The sequence below is a fragment of the Candidatus Fukatsuia endosymbiont of Tuberolachnus salignus genome (genome assembly GCF_964030845.1).
In the GTDB taxonomy this organism is placed as follows: domain Bacteria; phylum Pseudomonadota; class Gammaproteobacteria; order Enterobacterales; family Enterobacteriaceae; genus Fukatsuia; species Fukatsuia symbiotica.
Map to the genome: position 1 here is coordinate 2,051,073 of NZ_OZ034983.1, position 20,617 is coordinate 2,071,689.

16 protein-coding genes, 1 tRNA gene, 2 rRNA genes and 1 other annotated feature are annotated in these 20,617 nt (G+C 42.7%); of the genes, 10 read left to right on the plus strand and 9 right to left on the minus strand.

What is annotated here, in order from left to right; all coding sequences use genetic code 11:
- The first annotated feature begins 65 nt into the window (after nucleotides 1-65).
- On the plus strand, nucleotides 66-602 hold the full coding sequence (locus AAHH42_RS09930) for an elongation factor P hydroxylase (RefSeq protein ID WP_072550984.1): 537 nt from the start codon (nucleotides 66-68) through the stop codon (nucleotides 600-602).
- A gap of 58 nt (nucleotides 603-660) precedes the next feature.
- Nucleotides 661-924, plus strand: coding sequence for a DUF3811 domain-containing protein (locus tag AAHH42_RS09935; RefSeq protein ID WP_072550985.1), 264 nt, complete (start codon nucleotides 661-663; stop codon nucleotides 922-924).
- A 10-nt stretch (nucleotides 925-934) separates the two neighbouring features.
- Here the strand turns inward: AAHH42_RS09935 and cmoB are convergent, their stop codons facing one another.
- From cmoB to AAHH42_RS09970, 7 genes are all read right to left on the minus strand, one after another.
- Nucleotides 935-1,909, minus strand: a complete 975-nt coding sequence (gene cmoB / locus AAHH42_RS09940; RefSeq protein ID WP_342221022.1) for a tRNA 5-methoxyuridine(34)/uridine 5-oxyacetic acid(34) synthase CmoB — start codon at nucleotides 1,907-1,909, stop codon at nucleotides 935-937.
- A complete protein-coding gene (cmoA, locus tag AAHH42_RS09945; RefSeq protein WP_342222059.1) occupies nucleotides 1,906-2,703 on the minus strand; it encodes a carboxy-S-adenosyl-L-methionine synthase CmoA in 798 nt (265 codons plus the stop codon). Before cmoA ends, cmoB begins: the two co-directional genes overlap by 4 nt.
- Nucleotides 2,704-2,794: 91 nt before the next feature.
- The gene (gene mrcB / locus AAHH42_RS09950; protein ID WP_342221023.1) at nucleotides 2,795-5,290 is read right to left on the minus strand and encodes a bifunctional glycosyl transferase/transpeptidase; all 2,496 of its coding nucleotides are present in this window, start codon (nucleotides 5,288-5,290) and stop codon (nucleotides 2,795-2,797) included.
- Nucleotides 5,291-5,839: 549 nt separating this feature from the next.
- Entirely contained in the window at nucleotides 5,840-7,132 is a 1,293-nt protein-coding gene (locus AAHH42_RS09955; RefSeq protein WP_072550988.1) for an HAAAP family serine/threonine permease, read from the minus strand.
- A 988-nt stretch (nucleotides 7,133-8,120) separates the two neighbouring features.
- A 5S ribosomal RNA gene (gene rrf / locus AAHH42_RS09960) occupies nucleotides 8,121-8,236 on the minus strand.
- An 84-nt stretch (nucleotides 8,237-8,320) separates the two neighbouring features.
- Nucleotides 8,321-11,233 (minus strand): 23S ribosomal RNA (locus tag AAHH42_RS09965).
- A 189-nt stretch (nucleotides 11,234-11,422) separates the two neighbouring features.
- Nucleotides 11,423-11,498 (minus strand) — tRNA-Glu (locus AAHH42_RS09970).
- A gap of 80 nt (nucleotides 11,499-11,578) precedes the next feature.
- Nucleotides 11,579-12,498: a sequence feature (16S ribosomal RNA rRNA prediction is too short), on the minus strand.
- 287 nt (nucleotides 12,499-12,785) lie between these two features.
- Here AAHH42_RS09970 and AAHH42_RS09975 point away from each other — a divergent pair.
- The 8 genes from AAHH42_RS09975 (at nucleotide 12,786) to AAHH42_RS10010 (ending at nucleotide 18,062) form a co-directional block, all read left to right on the plus strand.
- On the plus strand, nucleotides 12,786-13,661 hold the full coding sequence (locus AAHH42_RS09975) for an Rpn family recombination-promoting nuclease/putative transposase (protein WP_205411469.1): 876 nt from the start codon (nucleotides 12,786-12,788) through the stop codon (nucleotides 13,659-13,661).
- A 361-nt stretch (nucleotides 13,662-14,022) separates the two neighbouring features.
- The gene (locus tag AAHH42_RS09980) at nucleotides 14,023-14,787 is read left to right on the plus strand and encodes a Rha family transcriptional regulator (RefSeq protein WP_342221024.1); all 765 of its coding nucleotides are present in this window, start codon (nucleotides 14,023-14,025) and stop codon (nucleotides 14,785-14,787) included.
- A gap of 159 nt (nucleotides 14,788-14,946) precedes the next feature.
- Nucleotides 14,947-15,213 (plus strand): transcriptional regulator, encoded by a 267-nt coding sequence (locus AAHH42_RS09985; protein ID WP_342221025.1) that lies wholly within the window; start codon nucleotides 14,947-14,949, stop codon nucleotides 15,211-15,213.
- A 137-nt stretch (nucleotides 15,214-15,350) separates the two neighbouring features.
- A complete protein-coding gene (locus AAHH42_RS09990) occupies nucleotides 15,351-15,782 on the plus strand; it encodes a PAS domain-containing protein (protein ID WP_342221026.1) in 432 nt (143 codons plus the stop codon).
- A complete protein-coding gene (locus tag AAHH42_RS09995; protein WP_342221027.1) occupies nucleotides 15,743-16,051 on the plus strand; it encodes a hypothetical protein in 309 nt (102 codons plus the stop codon). Before AAHH42_RS09990 ends, AAHH42_RS09995 begins: the two co-directional genes overlap by 40 nt.
- A 257-nt stretch (nucleotides 16,052-16,308) precedes the next feature.
- On the plus strand, nucleotides 16,309-16,506 hold the full coding sequence (locus AAHH42_RS10000; protein ID WP_342221028.1) for a hypothetical protein: 198 nt from the start codon (nucleotides 16,309-16,311) through the stop codon (nucleotides 16,504-16,506).
- A gap of 286 nt (nucleotides 16,507-16,792) precedes the next feature.
- The gene (locus tag AAHH42_RS10005) at nucleotides 16,793-17,023 is read left to right on the plus strand and encodes an excisionase (protein ID WP_072550645.1); all 231 of its coding nucleotides are present in this window, start codon (nucleotides 16,793-16,795) and stop codon (nucleotides 17,021-17,023) included.
- A complete protein-coding gene (locus tag AAHH42_RS10010) occupies nucleotides 16,998-18,062 on the plus strand; it encodes a site-specific integrase (RefSeq protein ID WP_072550644.1) in 1,065 nt (354 codons plus the stop codon). The genes AAHH42_RS10005 and AAHH42_RS10010 overlap by 26 nt, the downstream gene beginning before the upstream one ends.
- Before the next feature lie 630 nt (nucleotides 18,063-18,692).
- Here the strand turns inward: AAHH42_RS10010 and AAHH42_RS10015 are convergent.
- Together AAHH42_RS10015 and AAHH42_RS10020 are read right to left on the minus strand one after the other, a co-directional pair.
- Nucleotides 18,693-19,787 carry a hypothetical protein gene (locus tag AAHH42_RS10015; protein WP_342221029.1) on the minus strand — a complete coding sequence of 365 codons (1,095 nt, stop codon included), beginning with the start codon at nucleotides 19,785-19,787 and terminating at the stop codon, nucleotides 18,693-18,695.
- 549 nt (nucleotides 19,788-20,336) lie between these two features.
- The gene (locus AAHH42_RS10020) at nucleotides 20,337-20,603 is read right to left on the minus strand and encodes a hypothetical protein (protein WP_342221030.1); all 267 of its coding nucleotides are present in this window, start codon (nucleotides 20,601-20,603) and stop codon (nucleotides 20,337-20,339) included.
- Between the last annotated feature and the right edge of the window lie 14 nt (nucleotides 20,604-20,617).

Sequence of the window (20,617 nt, forward strand, 5' to 3'; positions counted from 1 at the left end):
TCGTCTAAACACAAAAACCCGTATCTTCATGTCAAACAGGTATATCAATTAAAAAAGACATTATCATGAGACATCATTATCAGCAGTTGATCACTATTTTTAACCAATGCTTCACTAACCATTACAATACACGCTTGCTAAAAGGTGATGACGAACCTATTTATCTGCCAGCCAATGAACAAACAAGTTACCATCGGATTATTTTTGCTCACGGTTTTTATGCCAGTGCCTTGCATGAAATTGCCCATTGGTGTATAGCTGGGGAAGAAAGACGAAAATTAGTCGATTTTGGCTATTGGTACTGCCCTGATGGTCGTGATGCCCTGAAGCAAAGTCAGTTTGAGAAGTTAGAGATTAAACCGCAAGCGCTGGAATGGCTGTTTTGTACAGCGGCTGGTTTCCCTTTTAACGTCAGCTGTGACAATTTACAGGGCAATAGTGAGCCAGATCGAGAAGCATTTCTCTGCAAAGTGCATGAGCAGGTGTTGTGCTATTTAACGCAAGGGATCTCAGCACGCACTGTGTGTTTTATCCAGGCATTACACTCTTTTTACAAAACGCCACCGCTGACAGCAGCACATTTCTCCGCGGTGAGAATATAAAATTGTGGACTCTTCATCTATCTTGATGGATAACATCGGTAAATTTAAGGAGAAAAAAATGAAAAAATTAACACTAAAAGAGATGACGGCATCTGAACAACTTGAAGTCAAAACCCAGTTGGGTAGAGCTAGAGTCAACCTGGGGCGCACCTTGACTAACTCAGAACAAAATAAAATTAAAGATGCTGCCGTTAGTGACATCATGCAAAAACGTGCCAAGCTTGCCACAGCAAATCGTTCAAAAAGAAAAGGGGCGAAAACAACATCCAGTACGACAACCTTTAATTGGTCAGATTCAATTAGCACCAGGCCGTCACGCTAACTCACAGTGATCAGTCCGGTTTATGGGCGATAAGAATGGCACGTAAGGGTGCGGGATAACCTTCTACTGTTTTGCTACTATCTTGTGGATCGAGAAAGTTAGCCAAAGATTCGTTGGTCATCCAATCGGTTCGGCGCTGTTCATCGGGTGTCGTTACTGTGGTATCGATGATACTGACGTCAATAAAGCCACATTTTTCCAACCAGGATTTAAGTGCTTCGGTAGAGGGGATAAAATAAACATTACGCATCTGGGCATAACGATCACCCGGAACTAGCACCTGGTGGCGATCTCCTGTCACAACCAGTGTCTCGAGAACCAATTGCCCTCCAGGCAGGAGTTGATTCTTAAGTTGATAAAGATGCTCCAGTGGGGAACGGCGATGATAGAGCACTCCCATCGAAAATACGGTATCAAAGGCCGCTAAAACGGGCAGCTGTTCGATGCCTAGCGGTAACAAGTGGGCACGCTGATCACCGGCTAATAATTTGCGTACGGCTTCAAATTGACAAAGGAATAATGGCATAGGATCGATACCGACAGCGAGTTTTGCTCCAGCACCCACCATACGCCAAAGGTGATAGCCGTTGCCACAACCGACATCAAGGACGATACGTCCCACCAGTGGGTTAATATGAGGTAATACCCGCTGCCATTTCCAATCCGAGCGCCACTCTGTATTGATATCTATACCGTATAGGAAAAAAGGGCCTTTACGCCAAGGTATTAAGGCCCTCAACCTCTTTTCAATCCCTTCACGTTGACCCGTAGACAGTGCTGGACTGATATCAGCATGTACAGAACACAATAGATCCAGCCTATTGGGTATAAGCGGGGGTAATTTTGCTACCGTATTAAGCCAGCTTTTAAATTTACCCTGTTGGGCCTCACACCGGTAACGACTGAGTTGGCTAGGCAGTTTATCCAACCAATGACTGAGAGAACCTTTGGCAATAAGTTGATAAAAATCACCAAATTCAATCATGTGGTTTTTTCTGTTTTTAACGCAATCAGAGAACCAAAGTTAAGGCACTGAAACCAAAGCTCTGTGTGTTCAAATCCTGCCTGACGTAAACGTTTTTTATGAGTTTCTACCGAATCGGTCAGCATGATATTTTCTAGCATGCTGCGCTTTTGACTGATTTCTAATTCGCTATAGCCGTTGGCACGTTTAAAATCATGATGCATATCGAACAGGAGTTCGCCAACCTGGGCGTCTTCAAAAGTGAATTTTTCGGATAAAACCAAGACACAACCGGGCCTCAAGCTTTGATAAATTCGGTTTAATAAATGCTGGCGATCGCTTGGGTTAATGAACTGTAAAGTAAAATTAAGCACTACCATCGAGGCATTTTCCAGTGGAATAGCCAAAATATCCGCTTCCATCACTTCCACTGGTGTATCTGCGGGTAAAGCTTCGATATGGTAACGACAACGATTAACCATCTCGGGTGAATTATCGATAGCAATAATTTTACAACCTGGAACATCAATATTAAGGCGCACAGAGAGCGCAGCAGCCCCTAAAGCACAGCCGAGATCATAAATTTGGCTATGAGGCTGCACAAAACGCTTGGCCAACATGCCGATCATGGTAATGATATTGGCATAACCTGGTACTGAGCGCTGGATCATATCGGGAAACACGTCTGCTACCTGTTCATCGAATGTCCAATCACCCAGTTTCGCGATTGGCGTAGCAAATAAATTATCACGCTGTGCCTGAAGTCTCCGTTCAGGCAGACTATCTTCAGGAAAAGGAAAATGAGTGTCTAGCATCGTAGCGATAACTAAGAAATTGAAAGCCAGCATTCTAACAGATAATGCATGGAATTTGTGTTAAACCTTCTCCCCTGATTGTAATCCATAACTACCCGAAGATATCTTTAATCCAATTAGTAACACCATCTTCTTCCGATTTATGTTCTTCAAACAGCTGTTCTTCGAATTGCCGTGGTGCTTCTTGAGTCATTTTACAAAGCCCGGACGGATTTTCCGTCCAAACAGGAATAGTGCGCCAATGACTGTCAGTACCACAGATGAAGTTACCGGCAGCATCAATGTTCATTTCAACAATCCCCTCCGGTGGCTGTAACGTCAGCGGCAATGGCGTTTGGTTTTCCAAATAACGACGATACAGAGTTAAAGCACCATTAGCCCCGGTCAATTGTGCCGGACCATTGTTATCACGACCGACCCAAACGATAGCAACCTCTTTACCATCCACTCCGGCAAACCAGCTATCACGGAGATCATTGGTCGTTCCGGTTTTCGCTGCCAGATTGTAATGCGAAAATTTTGCCTCCAGTGCGCGTGAAGTACCACGTACTACAACTTGTTGCATCCCATACAGGGTCAGATAAGCGGCTTGAGCAGGGATCATACGTTCAGCCTGTGGAAAGCTACGATACAGTACCGTTCCATCTTCGGCAATCACTGCACGTAGCGCAGATAAGGTTGCACGATTACCACCACTGGCGATAGTTTGATATTCTTGCGCCACTTCCAGCGGTGTCAGGCTGGTCGATCCTAATAACATAGCGGGCACCAAATTGATGACTGAAGATGAAATTCCCAAACGTTGTAAAGTCGCGCTAATCTGATCTAATCCAACCGACAGACCCAAATTGACCGTCGGGACATTTAGCGAATTCACTAATGCATCCAGTAGCATCGTACGACCACTAAACTGACGATTATAATTTTTCGGTTGCCATACAGAACCATTGGGCTGTTTGAGCGCTAGAGGCTTATCTGCTAGCCAAGTATTTAAACGGTATTTATCCGGTTGACTCAGCGCCGTTAAATAAGTCGATGGTTTCGCTAGCGAGCCGATTGGACGACGAGCCTGCATCGCGCGGTTAAATCCAGCAAATTGTGGCTGAGCACCGCCTACCATCGCGTGGATTTCACCACTTAAGCGATCGACCACTACCATAGCTGTTTCCAAATCATCAATATGACGTGCCGCCTTCAACACCGGCATACCATTTTCAACCGATTTTTCCGCCGCGTCCTGTGAAACAGGGTCTAGCGTGGTGAAAATTTTTACTCCAGATAAATCGTTAACTTTATCGCCCAGTTTTTGTTGTAATTCCTGACGTACCATTTGCATAAAAGCCGGTTGTGGAGAAATCACTCCACCTCTGGGCTGTACTCCCAATGGTCGCACACTGAGCATATTATACAATTCAGCATCAATAACTCCTTGGTTTTGCAACAATTTCAACACCAGATTGCGCCGTTCTAGTGCCAGTTTAGGGTTACGCCATGGATTATACAAAGAAGCACCTTTTACCATGCCAACGAGCATCGCTTGTTGATCCAAACTCAGTTCGTTCACTGGGCGACCAAAATAATACAAACTTGCCAGAGGAAAACCACGGATTTGATCGCTGCCATTCTGGCCGAGATATACTTCATTAAGGTACAATTCCAAGATACGATCTTTACTGTAGCGATAATCGACCAATAACGCCATATAGGCTTCATTAGCCTTACGTAACAGAGAACGCTCATTAGTCAAAAACATATTTTTGACTAATTGTTGAGTTAGAGTGCTACCACCCTGTACCGTTTTTCCTGCCGTTAGATTAGCCAATATTGCACGAGCAATTGAATAAAAACTAATGCCATCATGTTGATAAAAATGACGGTCTTCGGTTGTCAACAACGTATCCACCAACAATTCAGGAAATCCAGAACGGGAGACAAATAAGCGTTGTTCTCCGTTGGGAGATTGCAACATGGTGATTAATTTAGGATCCAGCCGAAAAAAACCAAAGCGGCGCTGATTGTCCAAATTTTCGATTTGTGTGAGATGATCATTGCTAAACAGCAGACGAGCATGGATCTGTCCTTCTTTACCGTCAGGGAAATCGAATGGACGGCGTAACATTTCAATACTGCTACCTTGCACGGTAAATTCACCGGGGCGAGTCATGCGACTAACCTGACGATATTGCATCGCCTCCAATAAATTAATCATTTCTTTTTTACTATAGGCCATACCCGGTTCAAGGTTTAGCACACGACCATATACCGCTGCTGGCAGATCCCAGACTTGACCATCAATACGTTTACGAATTTCTCCGTTAAGATAAACACCATAGCCCACCAACAGAAGTACAATGACTAAAAATAATTTGATCGATAATCCCAACCAACGACGTTTTTTCCGTACTGGAGACGATTTTTTCTTGCTTCGCATTGATTCTTGCTCCTCGTCACCCTCTTCCAGAAAATTTTCTTCATCATCGTCACGCCGCCTGGCTGATGGTTTTTTCTGTTTAGGATTACTGATTGATTTTCTTTTTTTCCGCCCGATGGGATCACGGTCGAGAGGATTACGGTCATTCCGCGACATACTTTATTCTCCAAATCGTCACCGCTTACTCTGTATTACATATGAGACTGAAACCCACTGTCTACCTAGATTACCTCTGTATTGGGCAGCTTGTCAGTATTGCTGGCTATTACAGTACTTTTTTGTAAATTTATGATATCACAAGTCTAGACAATGGACCGCTAATGACCAAAATCTGTAGCAGCCGGTACCCATATTATTTTAGAAGTATCAGATAGATTTTTTTATATCCTATTTGATATAGAAAAAAATAAAGTAATAATGGTTGTTAGTGAGAATAAGTTAGGATTTATATTTAATTGACCCAATTTTATTTCAGCAGATAAAGCCAAGCTAGCTATAAAAAAACCAGCATCTTCAAGTAAAATAAGTATACAACCGACAAAAGAAGCTCTTTACTAATATATGAAAAGCAATTTTCCTTAGTCACATCAATATGTCTAGAAAATTGCTATCCAATTAAGAAGAGAGGAACATAACTGTTAGTGCCCTTGATAGTCATAAGAAATCTAATCAGTGGCTGGCCATCATAATCCAGCCAACAGATGATTAGCCTAAAAGGCTATAAAGAATCGCCGAAATAGATATCAATCCCATAATAATCACAAAGATATTACTAATATCACCACGATACTTATGCATAGCCGGCACTTTGTTGATAGCATACATGGGCATCAAAAATAGTAGCATGGCAATGATCGGACCTCCCAAATTTTCAATCATACCCAAAATACTGGGATTTAGCGTCGCCACAATCCAGGTGCTCACCAGCATAAAAAATGCCGTTATACGGTTTAATTTGTCAGGGTGAACAGTTTTACCTTTTCTGTACAATGATTTGATAACCATGCGGTTAAAACCTTCACGAGCACCCATATAGTGACCAAAAAAAGAGGTACTGATCGCAACAAAGGCAATAATCGGTGCTACATAGGCAATGATGGGTGTGTTAAGACGGTTAGCCAGATAAGAAAGAATGGAAATGTTTTGAGCCTTGGCTGCCATCAGATCTGCCGGAGACAGGCTCAATACACAACTAAATACGAAAAACATTACCGTTAATACCATCAGGATATGGCTATACACCAGAATGCGTGAACATTTCTCCTCAGCAGCATTACCATATTCTTCACGTTTTGCCACGGCAAAAGCCGAGATAATAGGAGAGTGGTTAAACGCAAAGACCATTACTGGGATAACCAGCCACAGCGTCATTAACATCCCCTGCCCGACACCGTTACCCTCTACGGATAAACTTTCAAAAATCGCTCCAGACCAATGGGGGATCAGGTATAAAGCAAGTAGCGTGAGTACGGCAACAAAGGGAAAAACCAATACACTTACCGCTTTAACCATGAAGTTCTCACCAAAACGAACGATAATCATCAAGCCCGCGATCAAAATAAGTGACAAAATAGCCCGTGGGGGTGATGGCAGATGTATTTGATTGACTATGAAGCTGTCGACAGTGTTAGTAATAGCCACACCATAAACCAACAAGATCGGATAGATAGCAAAAAAATAAAGCAAGGTAATCAGTTTTCCGGTACCAATGCCGAAGTGTTCTTCAACCACTTCTGTAATATCCTCACCCGGATTTTTTCCGGAAAGAACGAAACGACATAGACCACGGTGAGCAAAAAAAGTCATTGGAAAAGCGATGATAGCCATAATTATTAATGGCAATAAGCCCCCCACACCCGCATTAATTGGCAAAAAAAGAACACCAGCGCCAATAGCAGTGCCATACAAACCTAACATCCATGTGGTATCACTTTTTCGCCATGTACCCACTAGTGTTCTTTTCTGAGATACACTGGCGGCTGATTGAGTAGTGTCCATAGAAATCTCCGATTTAAACACCGTAAGTTGGAATTAATAACTGACGCTTATCTACCTGTTAATGTGTTACTGATTCTCATAATTACATCAGGTAAAAACTCCATCAAAATAATCTTATCTAAATTTGCACCTTAACTATTACATACTACGCTATTCAATATAGATTTAGCCGTAACAGTAAAAAAGGTGAGCATTACTCCATTATAATTTATTTCTTCGTTCCACTTTATACTCTATCATGTTGACTCGCTAGCGAGAAGATAACCATTATAAGTAATCACTACCGTGATCATCATCCCAAATACAGAATAAATTTTCATATGATTATTATATTTATTTCAATATGTTGCATAAGAATTTAGGATTATATTAAAAGAATATCGCCTTTTTATACTGCCTCATTTAGCTCATTATGAATAATTTATCTCAAAAACAAAATATTATTAGTTACTTTATTCTCATAAAAAATAATAAACTCTCTAGATAGTTTTAGTAAATTACTCTCAGTTATTTATAAATAATATTAATTGACAGTGATTTCAATATGTACACCCTGTTTATATATCATTAAAGATAAATAACATACCGATATAAAGAGAATTATTATTTTACAACAATTCGTTATGTATTATTTATTTTACTCATTAATTTTTTAACAGAATTTATTTTATATCTGTTCCCATTATATACGTAATTTTTTGTAATTTATAAAATTAATATCTAAAATTTCGATGTCAGTCCAGTAACTATTGGACAGAATTCAGGAATATCATTCATTTTATAGATATAAGATTTAGCTTACGTTACCTTAAAAATTGCTTCAGAGTTAACCAATAATCCTAAAGTAAAAAACCAATATCAATGCACTAGTGAGTCGCATTGGTATTACAAAAAACTGAAGCCCTGCGTTTTCACACAGGGCTTCAGTTACCTTAGTATCTGTCCAATATAACCCTTTCGGATACCAACTACTACCTTAAAAATGGATGCCTGGCAGTGTCCTACTCTCGCATGGGGAAACCCCACACTACCATCGGCGCTACAATGTTTCACTTCTGAGTTCGGAATGGGATCAGGTGGGACCATCGCGCTAGGGCCGCCAGGCAAATTCTTTCTCTCAACATGTCTCTCTCAACATGTCTGCTTCTAGAAGCAAGCTGAATCAACATAAAACAACTTCGGTGTTGTAAGGTTAAGACTCCTGGGTCATTAGTACTGGTTAGCTCAATGCATCACTGCAATTACACACCCAGCCTATCTACGTCTTCGTCTTAAACGTCCCTTCGGAGATTACTATCTCTGGGAAGAATCATCTCGGGGCAAGTTTCCCGCTTAGATGCTTTCAGCGGTTATCTCTTCCGCATTTAGCTACCGGGCTATGCCATTGGCATGACAACCCGTACACCAGCGATGCGTCCACTCCGGTCCTCTCGTACTAGCAGCAGACCCCCTCAATCTTCCTACGCCCACGGCAGATAGGGACCGAACTGTCTCACGACGTTCTAAACCCAGCTCGCGTACCACTTTAAATGGCGAACAGCCATACCCTTGGGACCTACTTCAGCCCCAGGATGTGATGAGCCGACATCGAGGTGCCAAACACCGCCGTCGATATGAACTCTTGGGCGGTATCAGCCTGTTATCCCCGGAGTACCTTTTATCCGTTGAGCGATGGCCCTTCCATTCAGAACCACCGGATCACTAAGACCTACTTTCGTACCTGCTCGAGCCGTCACTCTCGCAGTCAAGCTAGCTTATGCCTTTGCACTATCCTCACGATGTCCGACCGTGATTAGCTAACCTTCGTGCTCCTCCGTTACGCTTTAGGAGGAGACCGCCCCAGTCAAACTACCCACCAGACACTGTCCTTGCGCCGGGTCACGGCGCTAAGTTAGAAAATCAAAAACTAAAGAGTGGTATTTCAACAACGGCTCCATGCAAACTGGCGTCCACATCTCGTCGCCTCCCACCTATCCTACACATTAGTTCTCAAGTCCCAGTGTCAAGCTATAGTAAAGGTTCACGGGGTCTTTCCGTCTTGCCGCGGGTACACTGCATCTTCACAGCGAGTTCAATTTCACTGAGTCTCGGGTGGAGACAGCCTGGCCATCATTACGCCATTCGTGCAGGTCGGAACTTACCCGACAAGGAATTTCGCTACCTTAGGACCGTTATAGTTACGGCCGCCGTTTACCGGGGCTTCGATCAAGCGCTTCTCCTCGCAGATTACACCATCAATTAACCTTCCGGCACCGGGCAGGCGTCACACCGTATACGTCCACTTGCGTGTTGGCACAGTGCTGTGTTTTTAATAAACAGTTGCAGCCAGCTGGTCTCTGCGACTCACATACGCTCAGCACGTTCTCAGTGCCTCACCTACATCAGCGTGCCTTCTCCCGAAGTTACGGCACCATTTTGCCTAGTTCCTTCACCCGAGTTCTCTCAAGCGCCTTAGTATGCTCTACCTGACCACCTGTGTCGGTTTCGGGTACGATCGTCTGTTACATCTCACTTAGTGGCTTTTCCTGGAAGCCGGGCATCTGTTACTTACGTACCTTACGTACCTCCTCATCTCGCCTCAAGATTGTGTGCCGCCGGATTTGCCTAACTGCACTCCCTACACGATTGAACCGGGTAAACCGTCTCCCGGATAACATAGCCTTCTCCGTCACCACTTCGTCATAACAAACTGTACAGGAATATTAACCTGTTGCCCATCGACTACGCTTTTCAGCCTCGCCTTAGGGGTCGACTCACCCTGCCTCGATTAACGTTGGACAGGAACCCTTGGTCTTTCGGCGAGCGGGTTTTTCACCCGCTTTATCGTTACTTATGTCAGCATTCGCACTTCTGATACCTCCAGTGAACATCTCTATTCACCTTCTGCGGCTTACAGAACGCTCCCCTACCCAACAGTCATTACATCTGTAATCACCACTGCCGCAGCTTCGGTGCATGGTTTAGCCCCGTTACATCTTCCGCGCAGGCCGACTCGACCAGTGAGCTATTACGCTTTCTTTTAATGATGGCTGCTTCTAAGCCAACATCCTGGCTGTCTTCGCCTTCCCACTTCGTTTCCCACTTAACCATGACTTCGGGACCTTAGCTGGCGGTCTGGGTTGTTGCCCTCTTCACGACGGACGTTAGCACCCGCCGTGTGTCTCCCGTGATATATTCTTCGGTATTCGCAGTTTGCATCGGGGTGGTAAGCCGGGATGGCCCCCTAGCCGAAACAGTGCTCTACCCCCGAAGATAATCTCACGAGGCGCTACCTAAATAGCTTTCGGGGAGAACCAGCTATCTCCCGGTTTGATTGGCCTTTCACCCCCAGCCACAAGTCATCCGCTCATTTTTCAACATAAGTCGGTTCGGTCCTCCAACGGGCGTTAACCTATCTTCAACCTGCTCATGGCTAGATCACCGGGTTTCGGGTCTATACCTTGCAACTCGTCGCCCTATTCAGACTCGGTTTCCCTACGGCTCCCCTAAACGGTTAACCTTGCTACAAAATATAAGTCGCTGACCCATTATACAAAAGGTACGCAGTCACCCTATTCAAGGCTCCCACTGCTTGTACGTACAGGGTTTCAGGGTCTCTTTCACTCCCCTCGCCGGGGTTCTTTTCGCCTTTCCCTCACGGTACTGGTTCACTATCGGTCAGTCAGGAGTATTTAGCCTTGGAGGATGGGCCCCCCGTCTTCAAACAGGATTTCTCGTGTCCCGCTCTACTCTTTGAGTGCAATGTCAGCGCATTTTTAGGTACGGGGCTATCACCCTTTATCGCCGACCTTTCCAGGTCATTCCCCTAACCACTCTTAACAATACACACTCTGGGCTGCTCCCCCCTCGCTCGCCGCTACTAGGGGAATCTCGGTTGATTTCTTTTCCTCGGGGTACTTAGATGTTTCAGTTCCCCCGGTTCGCCTCGTTAAACTATTTATTCATCTAACGATAGTGCAACTTATTGCACTGGGTTGCCCCATTCGGGGATCGTCGGCTCTCTCGCTTCATATCAGCTTACCGACGCTTTTCGCAGATTTGCACGCCCTTCTTCGCCTCTGACTGCCTAGGCATCCGCCCTGTACGCTTCATTACTTAACCTTACAACCCGAAATTGTCTTCGGGTACTGAGTTCTCACAACGACACACGCCTAATTTTCATCACGCATGACTTCATCGCCTCAGCTTCAGCTTGTTCCAGATTATTAAAGAGCAATATCTTAAAACACATTCCATCACACGCTTTAAGATATTTTGTCTCGCTTATACTGCCTCTTTCATACCAATAAATGGCGTCCCCTAGGGGATTCGAACCCCTGTTACCGCCGTGAAAGGGCGGTGTCCTAGGCCTCTAGACGAAGGGGACGGAAAAATATTCAGTGCACAAAAACGAAACGACTTCTATCAGACAATCTGTGTGGACACCACGCAATACCTATCTTCAGGTAAGGAGGTGATCCAACCGCAGGTTCCCCTACGGTTACCTTGTTACGACTTCACCCCAGTCATGGTTCACAAAGTGGTAAGCGCCATCCCAAAGGTTAAGCTACCTACTTCTTTTGCAAAACACTCCCATGGTGTGACGGGCGGTGTGTACAAGGCCCGGGAACGTATTCACCGTAGCATTCTGATCCACGATTACTAGCGATTCCGACTTCATGGAGTCGAGTTGCAGACTCCAATCCGGACTACGACGTACTTTATAAGGTCCGCTCACCCTCGCAGGCTCGCTTCTCTTTGTATACGCCATTGTAGCACGTGTGTAGCCCTACTCGTAAGGGCCATGATGACTTGACGTCATCCCCACCTTCCTCCGGTTTATCACCGGCAGTCTCTCTTGAGTTCCCACCTCTACGTGCTGGCAACAAAAGATAAGGGTTGCGCTCGTTGCGGGACTTAACCCAACATTTCACAACACGAGCTGACGACAGCCATGCAGCACCTGTCTCAAAGCTCCCCGAAGGGCACGTCAACATCTCTGTCGACTCCTCTGGATGTCAAGAGTAGGTAAGGTTCTTCGCGTTGCATCGAATTAAACCACATGCTCCACCGCTTGTGCGGGCCCCCGTCAATTCATTTGAGTTTTAACCTTGCGGCCGTACTCCCCAGGCGGTCGATTTAACGCGTTTGCTCCGCAAGCCACAGTTTATAACCACAACCTATTGTTCTTTTCTGGATAATGTTGACTGTTTAAAAGCACAACAACTTAAAAAAGTCAATGAACATTTTCAACGTATAGAGCAAATCTGTAAAAATAGCCCTACCTCCCTACGCGCCATTTTATGTGATAACGCTATCTCTGACGCTAGAAAAGAAAATTGTATCATTTATAGCGTATATCGTGACCAGATCCCACTCAACGAAGTGAGAGAACATTTATTATCCTAAAAAAAATGAGACGCCTTACCGTAGATTACTGTGTCTTTATGATTATAAGATATCAAGTCAAATCCAAAGCGCCCGTTGAGCATTAAAACCCTATGGAAAAGTGGCATGAAGATAACGCCACTGAAAAAAAGTGATCGTTTAGCGGATGAAATACGCGTAGAGTTGCCTGTCGATAATATCGACGCCACATTGTAGAGAATAATCACAGGGAGATTGCGCCGTGCCTCAGGTACCGAACCCACATGATGCAACATTTAGGAAGTGCATGAGCAATGTTAACGTTGCCCGTGATTTCCTACAGTTCCACTTACCGCCTGAAATCAAGGAGCAATGCGATTTTTCTACGTTGAAGATCGAACCGGGTTCATTCATTGAGCCGAATTTGAGACAACATTATTCTGACATTGTTTATTCACTCAAAACGAAGGAGGGTAAGCGTTGCTACATTCATTGTCTCATCGAACATCAAAGCACGCCAAAAAAATTAATGGCTTTCCGCTTGTTCCGCTACAGTATTCCCATCATGCAACAGCATCTTGACCAAGGCCATGACGAGTTGCCGGTGGTAATACCGATCCTCTTTTATCATGGAGAAACAAGCCCTTATCCCTACAGTATGGATTGGCTGGATTGTTTTGCTGACAGAGACTTAGCACAAAGAGTCTATTCTCAGCCTTTTCCTTTGGTGGATGTGACCACGATACCCGATGAAGAAATCTTGACTCACCGCAGTGTTGCTCTTCTTGAATTAGTACAAAAGCACATTTATGCGCGTGATATCATAGTGATAAGTCAGTCTATTGCACATTTACTGAATACGGGTTATACAGAGAGTGAACTGGTTAAGACATTAATGTATTATATTGCTCAGAGAGGAAAAACAGCGGATACACCGCAATTTTTCAAAACGATTGTGGAGCACGCACCGACTTACAGTGAGGACATCATGACGATTGCACAAGACCTGAGAAGAGAGGGCCGTGAGGAAGGCATGCAACAGGGCATGCAACAGGGACGTCAGGAAACTAAACTCGAAATTGCCAAGCAGCTTCTTAAAAGTGGTGTAGATAGTGCTTTGGTTAAAACATCTACTGGACTTTCTGACCGAGATATTGAAGATATTGAAGTATTGCTACATTAAGGTGTCTTAACACCTGCTATACCCGGACAGGCTGAATGATGATTCAGCCTCGGGGAATATTTCGTTAAAGGTGTTAAATACCTTTAACTAGCGAATGCCGCATACGCAAGTAGTGCGGTTTTTTTACGCCCATAGCGTGTAATGGGTCAGATAGTGAGCAATTATACACCTTCAATAAAACTAAATTCACCTTTAGCCTGCCGTCTTTGTGACTGTTTCAAAGATGGGATGGTATTCGTTAATTTTGTTAATAGAAGCAAAGCCCAACCCCCCGCTGACGCAACATCAAAGCTTAATTAATCTTCCGCTCCGGTAACGTACCGGAGGTCATTAATCGCAATTCACTTGCAAGGAATTCTCCATGTCAAATGTCATCACTCTCTATCAACAGGTAAAAATGTCTAGCCGTGAAATTGCTCGACTAACGGGCAAACAGCATAAAGACGTACTTTATGACTGTAGAAAAATGTTTGAAGTGCTCACCATTCAATCGGCGGACTTTTCCGCCGATTACAAAGACGCCAGTGGTCGCACTTATCAGGAATATTTACTTGACCAAGATTTAACCATGACATTGGTCATGGGTTACAGTATTCCACTTCGCCATAAAGTCGCCACGCGCTGGCGGGAGCTGGAAGAGAAAGCAACACGGCCTGTCTGCATATTACCTAATTTCGAAGACCCCCCTGTTGCGGCTATGGCATGGGCAGAGCAGTTTCGCGAAAAAACCAGGTTAGCCTTAGTGAACAAAGAACAGGAAGCGGAATTAAAGGAGTTGAAGAACCTGTTTAAGGAAGGAATAACGACCACTCAATTTTGCAAAATGCTCAACGGTATTAATACACAACAGATTAATCACTGTTTGGCAGAAAGAAATTGGCTCTATAACGAAAGTAAATCCCATACCCGCTGGCGTGCAACCTCTTATGCGCGTGACCGATATTTGACGGAACATCAACATAAAATCAGCATTCATAGCGGTGATGACTTTATCAAGTACCAACCCGTTTTACTGCGCAAAGGGGCAATCCGATTATTTGACCTCTACCGCAAAAATAAGCTGCCAATGAAAACCCATTGGGACGGACACTTCACCCACGAAAAAGAACTTGGCATCGCATCATAAACCCACGGAGTCACTCACCATGAAAACATAAATAGCCACAACAACTTACAAATAGCGACGGTGACGCAATCCCGTTTATATCACTTAACCCTAGCGCTAACAGAGGTGGGACTAACCACCCCTGTCAGCTAACCACCACAACCTACCACAGAGGCTACAATGGCTAACATCGATATTACCCAATTTCCTGAATTACGGGAAGTTTTTCCTGAATTAACACCGGTGCAATTTGAAACGGCGATGCTTTTCGCGTTAGGCGTGTCACAAAAAGACATCGCCTTATTACGTTCTGTGTCCTATCCCGCAGTGAAACAGACGTTGGCAAGTGCAAAACTCAAATTTGAACCGTATTCTCTGCATGGTCTGTTTACCGTATTTCATGTCCGCCTTGCGCTTTTTGCTTTGAAGGGATGTAGAAAGCGATAGCGTCTAGCATGATAAAAATAGAAAAGAGAGTCTCTCTCGTGGAGACTATTCCATTTTATTTTTCTAATTAGACTTTCGCACTGACTAAGTAATTTACCCTCTCCTAAATGGGCGTCATCCACAATGAAAGGGGCTGAATGGAGTTAGGACAGATGATGAAAAAAATAGCAAAGGTCTCAAGTTCATTGCCTCTGACATCAATGATGGAAAACAGTCAAGATGTTTGGGGAATAAAAGACAGTGACTCACGCTTTATTTATACCAATCGTGCTTTTTTTGACTTTTTAAATTTGCCACAAGGATTTGATGTAATAGGACGACGTGATGATGAACTTCCTACGTGTATTGCAGAATTTGCTTTAATAATTCAAAAACTGGAAAGAGAGGTTATAAAAAGCGGACAGAAAATTACCCTCATTAAAACGCATTTCTTTGGTCGTGAGCAGAAACTGCAACCTTATTTATACGAAACCTTTCCGTTGCATAATAAAGAAAGAAATGCATCGGCACCGTTTTTTATGGCAGAAAATTGGCTATTATTTCACTGCCACACTACGTGGATAAGCTGACTGCCACGCTATTATTGGAACCGCCCTCGAATCTCTTCACACAATCTGAACTGAGGATAGTCTTTTATTTATTACGCACGATGAGTGCCAAGGAAATAGGTAAAAAATTGGCACGTTCTCATCGCACAATAGAAAATAGAATTCGTATTCTATACCAAAAAGCGAAAGTGCATTCATTGCTGGACTTTAAACATTTTTGTCATCAAACCGGCTTTGACCGCACTGTTCCCCACGCGTTTATACGCCCCGGGATACAGTTTATTGAGTAGGAGGTTTTCTTATGAGCAACAGACAGAGCAGAGCGAGAAAACGAGCGTTAAAAGATAAGGTCTTGGAAGCTAAGCGAAATGAAAAAAAATTGGTTTACTCGATTAAGAAGTTGGTTTAAAAAGAGAAAAAAGCCTACACATCGATTGCCATAAAACCATTTTATTGCTTCTTCGAAAAATAATGCGTTTAGCGAAGGGCTTCGTCTTATCAATACAAGTGGAGTACTTACATATTATCTCTAAAAAAAGGAAGCGTTATGTTACAAGACGTGATGAAAGAACCGTCAGAGATGATTTATATTGGCGCGATACTCCACCAAGCACTTGAAACCTTTGCCGCGTCTGTCAGCGCTCATTGTGGATACAGAATCACTGCAGCTCATTTTGCTCAATACCTTATCGACCATTATGGTGAAATAGCCAAAGACACGATTATTGCCACATTGAAAAATTGAAAATGGATTTTATTACAGAATAAATAAAATAGCCTTCTTCATCAAGGCTATTTTTATTGGATAAATTTTATATGATTGCCTCATTATTCGACCTATAAAGAGAAGACCCTATTTTAATACTACCCCCTCATAACAATGAAAGACGCTATTATTTATTGATATTGATTATTCCTCTCATTATTTTTTATTCTTAAAATAAAGTTATTCACATGACCCTCTATAACTCTTCCGTCTACAACACGGACGAGGTCATGACGTTTTTAACGTTGATAAGGAAAGCACTGCGATGGAAATCAGCCTCAAGCAATGGAATCAAAATCAGCCTCGCCCACGTTGCATGGAACAAGTACGTCGATGGGTCCGCTCTGGTGCCATCCAACCGCCACCACGGCTCGATGGCAGAGAATACCTTGTTAACGCTAATGCCGTGAAGATCGACCCCACAACCCCCGCCAGTTACGCCGGAAAGCGCTTAATGGAGAGACTGTATCATGGCACGCAAAAGAAAGCCGGCTAACCGAGACCTGCCCCCCAATCTGTATGTCCGCAATAACGGCTACTATTGCTACCGAGACCCCCGCACAGGTAAGGAATACGGCCTAGGGAGCGTGAAACGTATCGCAATCAACGAAGCGATTGCCATGAATATGCAGATTTTTGACCAACGCTACAATTTGGTAGACAGAATTAACGAGGTGAATACGCTGTCGGTGACAGAATGGATAGCCAGATTTAAAGAAAAATTGCATCAACGTGGCCTTCGTTCTAAAACACTCACAGACTACCAATCAAGATTAACGGCCATCACCCAGGCTTTTCCTGATAGTACATTGAACACCCTTACCACCAAAGACATTGCTAAATTTTTAAAGAGTTACAGCGAACAAGGCAAAACCGCCAGTGCAAAATTAATTCGCAGCTTGTTGATCGATATGTTTAATGAAGCCATTGCAGAAGGGCATTTGGCAACCAATCCGGCTACAGCGACGAAGAAGCCTCGCGTACAGATACAGCGAGAACGTTTATCACTGGAAGAGTTTCTTGTGATAAGAGAAGCGGCAAACAAACGGCAGCCGTTGATAGGTTTAAGCATGGATTTGGCCTTACTGACAGGTCAGCGGGTGGGGGATATCCAACGGATGAAATGGCAAGATGTTCATGATGGGAAATGGTGGGTAGAGCAACAGAAGACAGGGATGAAATTGGCGATACCTTTAACCTTGAATCTGGAGGTGATTGACAAGAACCTTGAAGGTGTTCTTGCGGATTGTCGGCAACAAATAAGGGGTGAAAATTATGTCTTTGCGGGAAGGAATAAAACCCGCTTCAGTCAGAGATCGCTATCGACAGGTTTTGCCGATTCAAGAGAGAAATCAGGCTTGAAATGGCAGGGCACACCGCCTTCATTTCACGAGATTAGAAGTTTATCCGCGCGGCTGCACAGTGAAGCCAGAGGTAACGATTTTGCACAAAAATTACTGGGACACAAATCTTCTGCCATGACGGATAAATACCGTGATAGCCGAGGAAGTGAGTGGGACGAAATTCGATACTAATTATTACCTTTTGGGCTACCAAGTAAGGTGTTAGGATGCGAGCCGCATCTATGTATTTTGACCTAATTTCGATCGATTGTGACTTTTTGTTTTTAATTTATTGATTTATATGATAAATAAAATACTCGCACTATGAGGAGTTAAGTCACACTAAGATAAAATAATCAATAAAAAACAAATAGATAAAATATTTCTGCTTATATAATAGGCAACAAAACACGACAAAACACAACTTTTCAGTCACTATTTATCAATATGTTGCCTCTTCATTTCGACCTATCGTCTTGCACTGAGCGAAGGGTCCTTTCTGTCATTAACCATCAAATGATTCACTTTTCCAGCATCCAAGATAGCCTTGTTTGAAACTTGTTTCATCGGCATCGGTCATGTTGTTTTTTTCTTCGACTTTAGTGTCATCCATACTTTAACTAATTGTATATATTGTATTATTTTACATTCACAAATCAGATAGAAGCAAACAGTGACACTGTTATGACATTTTTGTGGCACTGCATATACTTATCACCATTCAAAACACTGGAAAAAATAAATTATTTAATAGGACACAAAATTATAATTTTTGTAAAAAGTAAACAATAGTCTCCAAATGCCAAAACGAGTACCTTCAGGTCAAGCATCAATCCCTTCCATGCTACTATCGCTTTCACTTGAGCTGCTATCAGAATTCGGTGCAAGAATAGGTACATCAATATGAACTGATGGTTCCGGACAAAGGCTAAAATCAGGTTCACCATAACTTTTAGCCAATACCTCGGATTCGGCTAATGTGCTACCTATTATGTGCTTTAAAAATTTTGTTTTTATTGCCTGATCGTTTTCATTTATAAACTTATTTTTAATACTGTAAAAAACTTCATCTTTTATCAGTGGATCAATAATTTTATTATCCTTACTCCAAGGATCAATAATCAGAAATATTTCTTTTTCTTCATTTATCTGAGCACAGAAATCGATAAAGTGAGAATATGAATTAGGATTGCCTTCACTAACACCACAGTACCGTTCCATACTTTCGAATAATTTCCTATCTGAAGAATAGATAATTAGGGCGTGATTATTAGCGAGATCAGGATCATCTGGGTTATTTTCTGTAAAACAGATAACTCGCATTTCCTCCGGATTTACACCTTCTCTACATAATAAGGCGTAAACTAAATAAGAAATTTCTCCACAATAAGTTGGGGTCCCCTCTTTATATTCACTTTCGTTAGTTCTGGCGCTTGTTTCTACTCCTTTTGAAATATAAGCTAAGTTTCCAGAGGAAGGGTTATTCTGATCGGCTTGATGATTTTCATAGACTCTTACAACCAATTCACTATAAACTCTTTGTATGGTGACCCGATCATTGTTTTTACAGGCATCATCAAATTCTTGTTGTAGATCGTCTGACATACCGTCGGCTTTTCTACGTATCCGCTCACGTACAGTGCGAATAGTCTCTACACCATTGGGAGAATTACTTGTTGGAACATCACGCCTATTTGCCTTATTCCAAAAGGCATTCGCTTGAATCAAGGCGGATGTAACACTCTCTCCTAAAATGTAATTCCTTTCCAAAGATGGATAGTACCCGTCCTTGATGTTAGTGATACAGTCATTTATGCTTTTATGCCGTAAAAATTTAATTTTTTTCCTTGGAGGAACAGGACCAGGATCAGGACCGTTTAATATCACACCCCGATTGCTAACTGAAGACGGATACATAGACCACCTCTTGTCTTGTGTTAAGTTAAGGAATTTATAAATTTTTATCACATAACTTGTCGCAAATAACGAGTATTTCTTAACCTATTTTTTTTATGAATTTATTGATGTTATTTTTGAAATAATTAGTAATATATCGTTGTGTTTTAAATGGAATAAAAAATAATTCATCAGGCCAATGTATACCTATTTGACTCCGAAGATGCTGTTTTTTTGTTTAGAATAATATTCTCCATTTTTCATAAAAATTATAATTTCACATATCATTCAGTAATCTAATTTTTCCAGTGTTTCGAATAATAATGAATATATACAGCGCCTACTATAGGTTGAGGGAATATTTAAGGACTTATTTTGACCGTCAGTAGGCACTGCCAAACACAGTCGTTATGTATTCCGTGTTTATCCTGACAAGCGACATTTTATATCAGTTAATTTTTATTTCCGTTAATTTATATGGTTACTTGTGTCTATTTTTATATAAAGCGTTTGATGACAGAAAACGTCATCCCACATACAATAAAATTCACAGGCGAGTATTGATCTTAATCAGGCTATTTTGATACTGGCTGCGTTTTTCATGGTGTAGATATCACCGCTTGCCGTCCAGTTGAACATTCTAAGCTTACCCCGTGTAGATTGTAATCTTAAACCAATTAATACCTCCCCTTCACCTGCCGGGAGGGTGATATCAATATCTTCGTTGACAGCGTTAACATACTCTCCTAATAGCCCCGCCCCGGCTTTCCCAAGGTATTGCACATCCATGCCATCACGGGTTATCGTTGCTCTGACCCAATCGGGTGATACGCTCAAGGCTATCCCTTTCT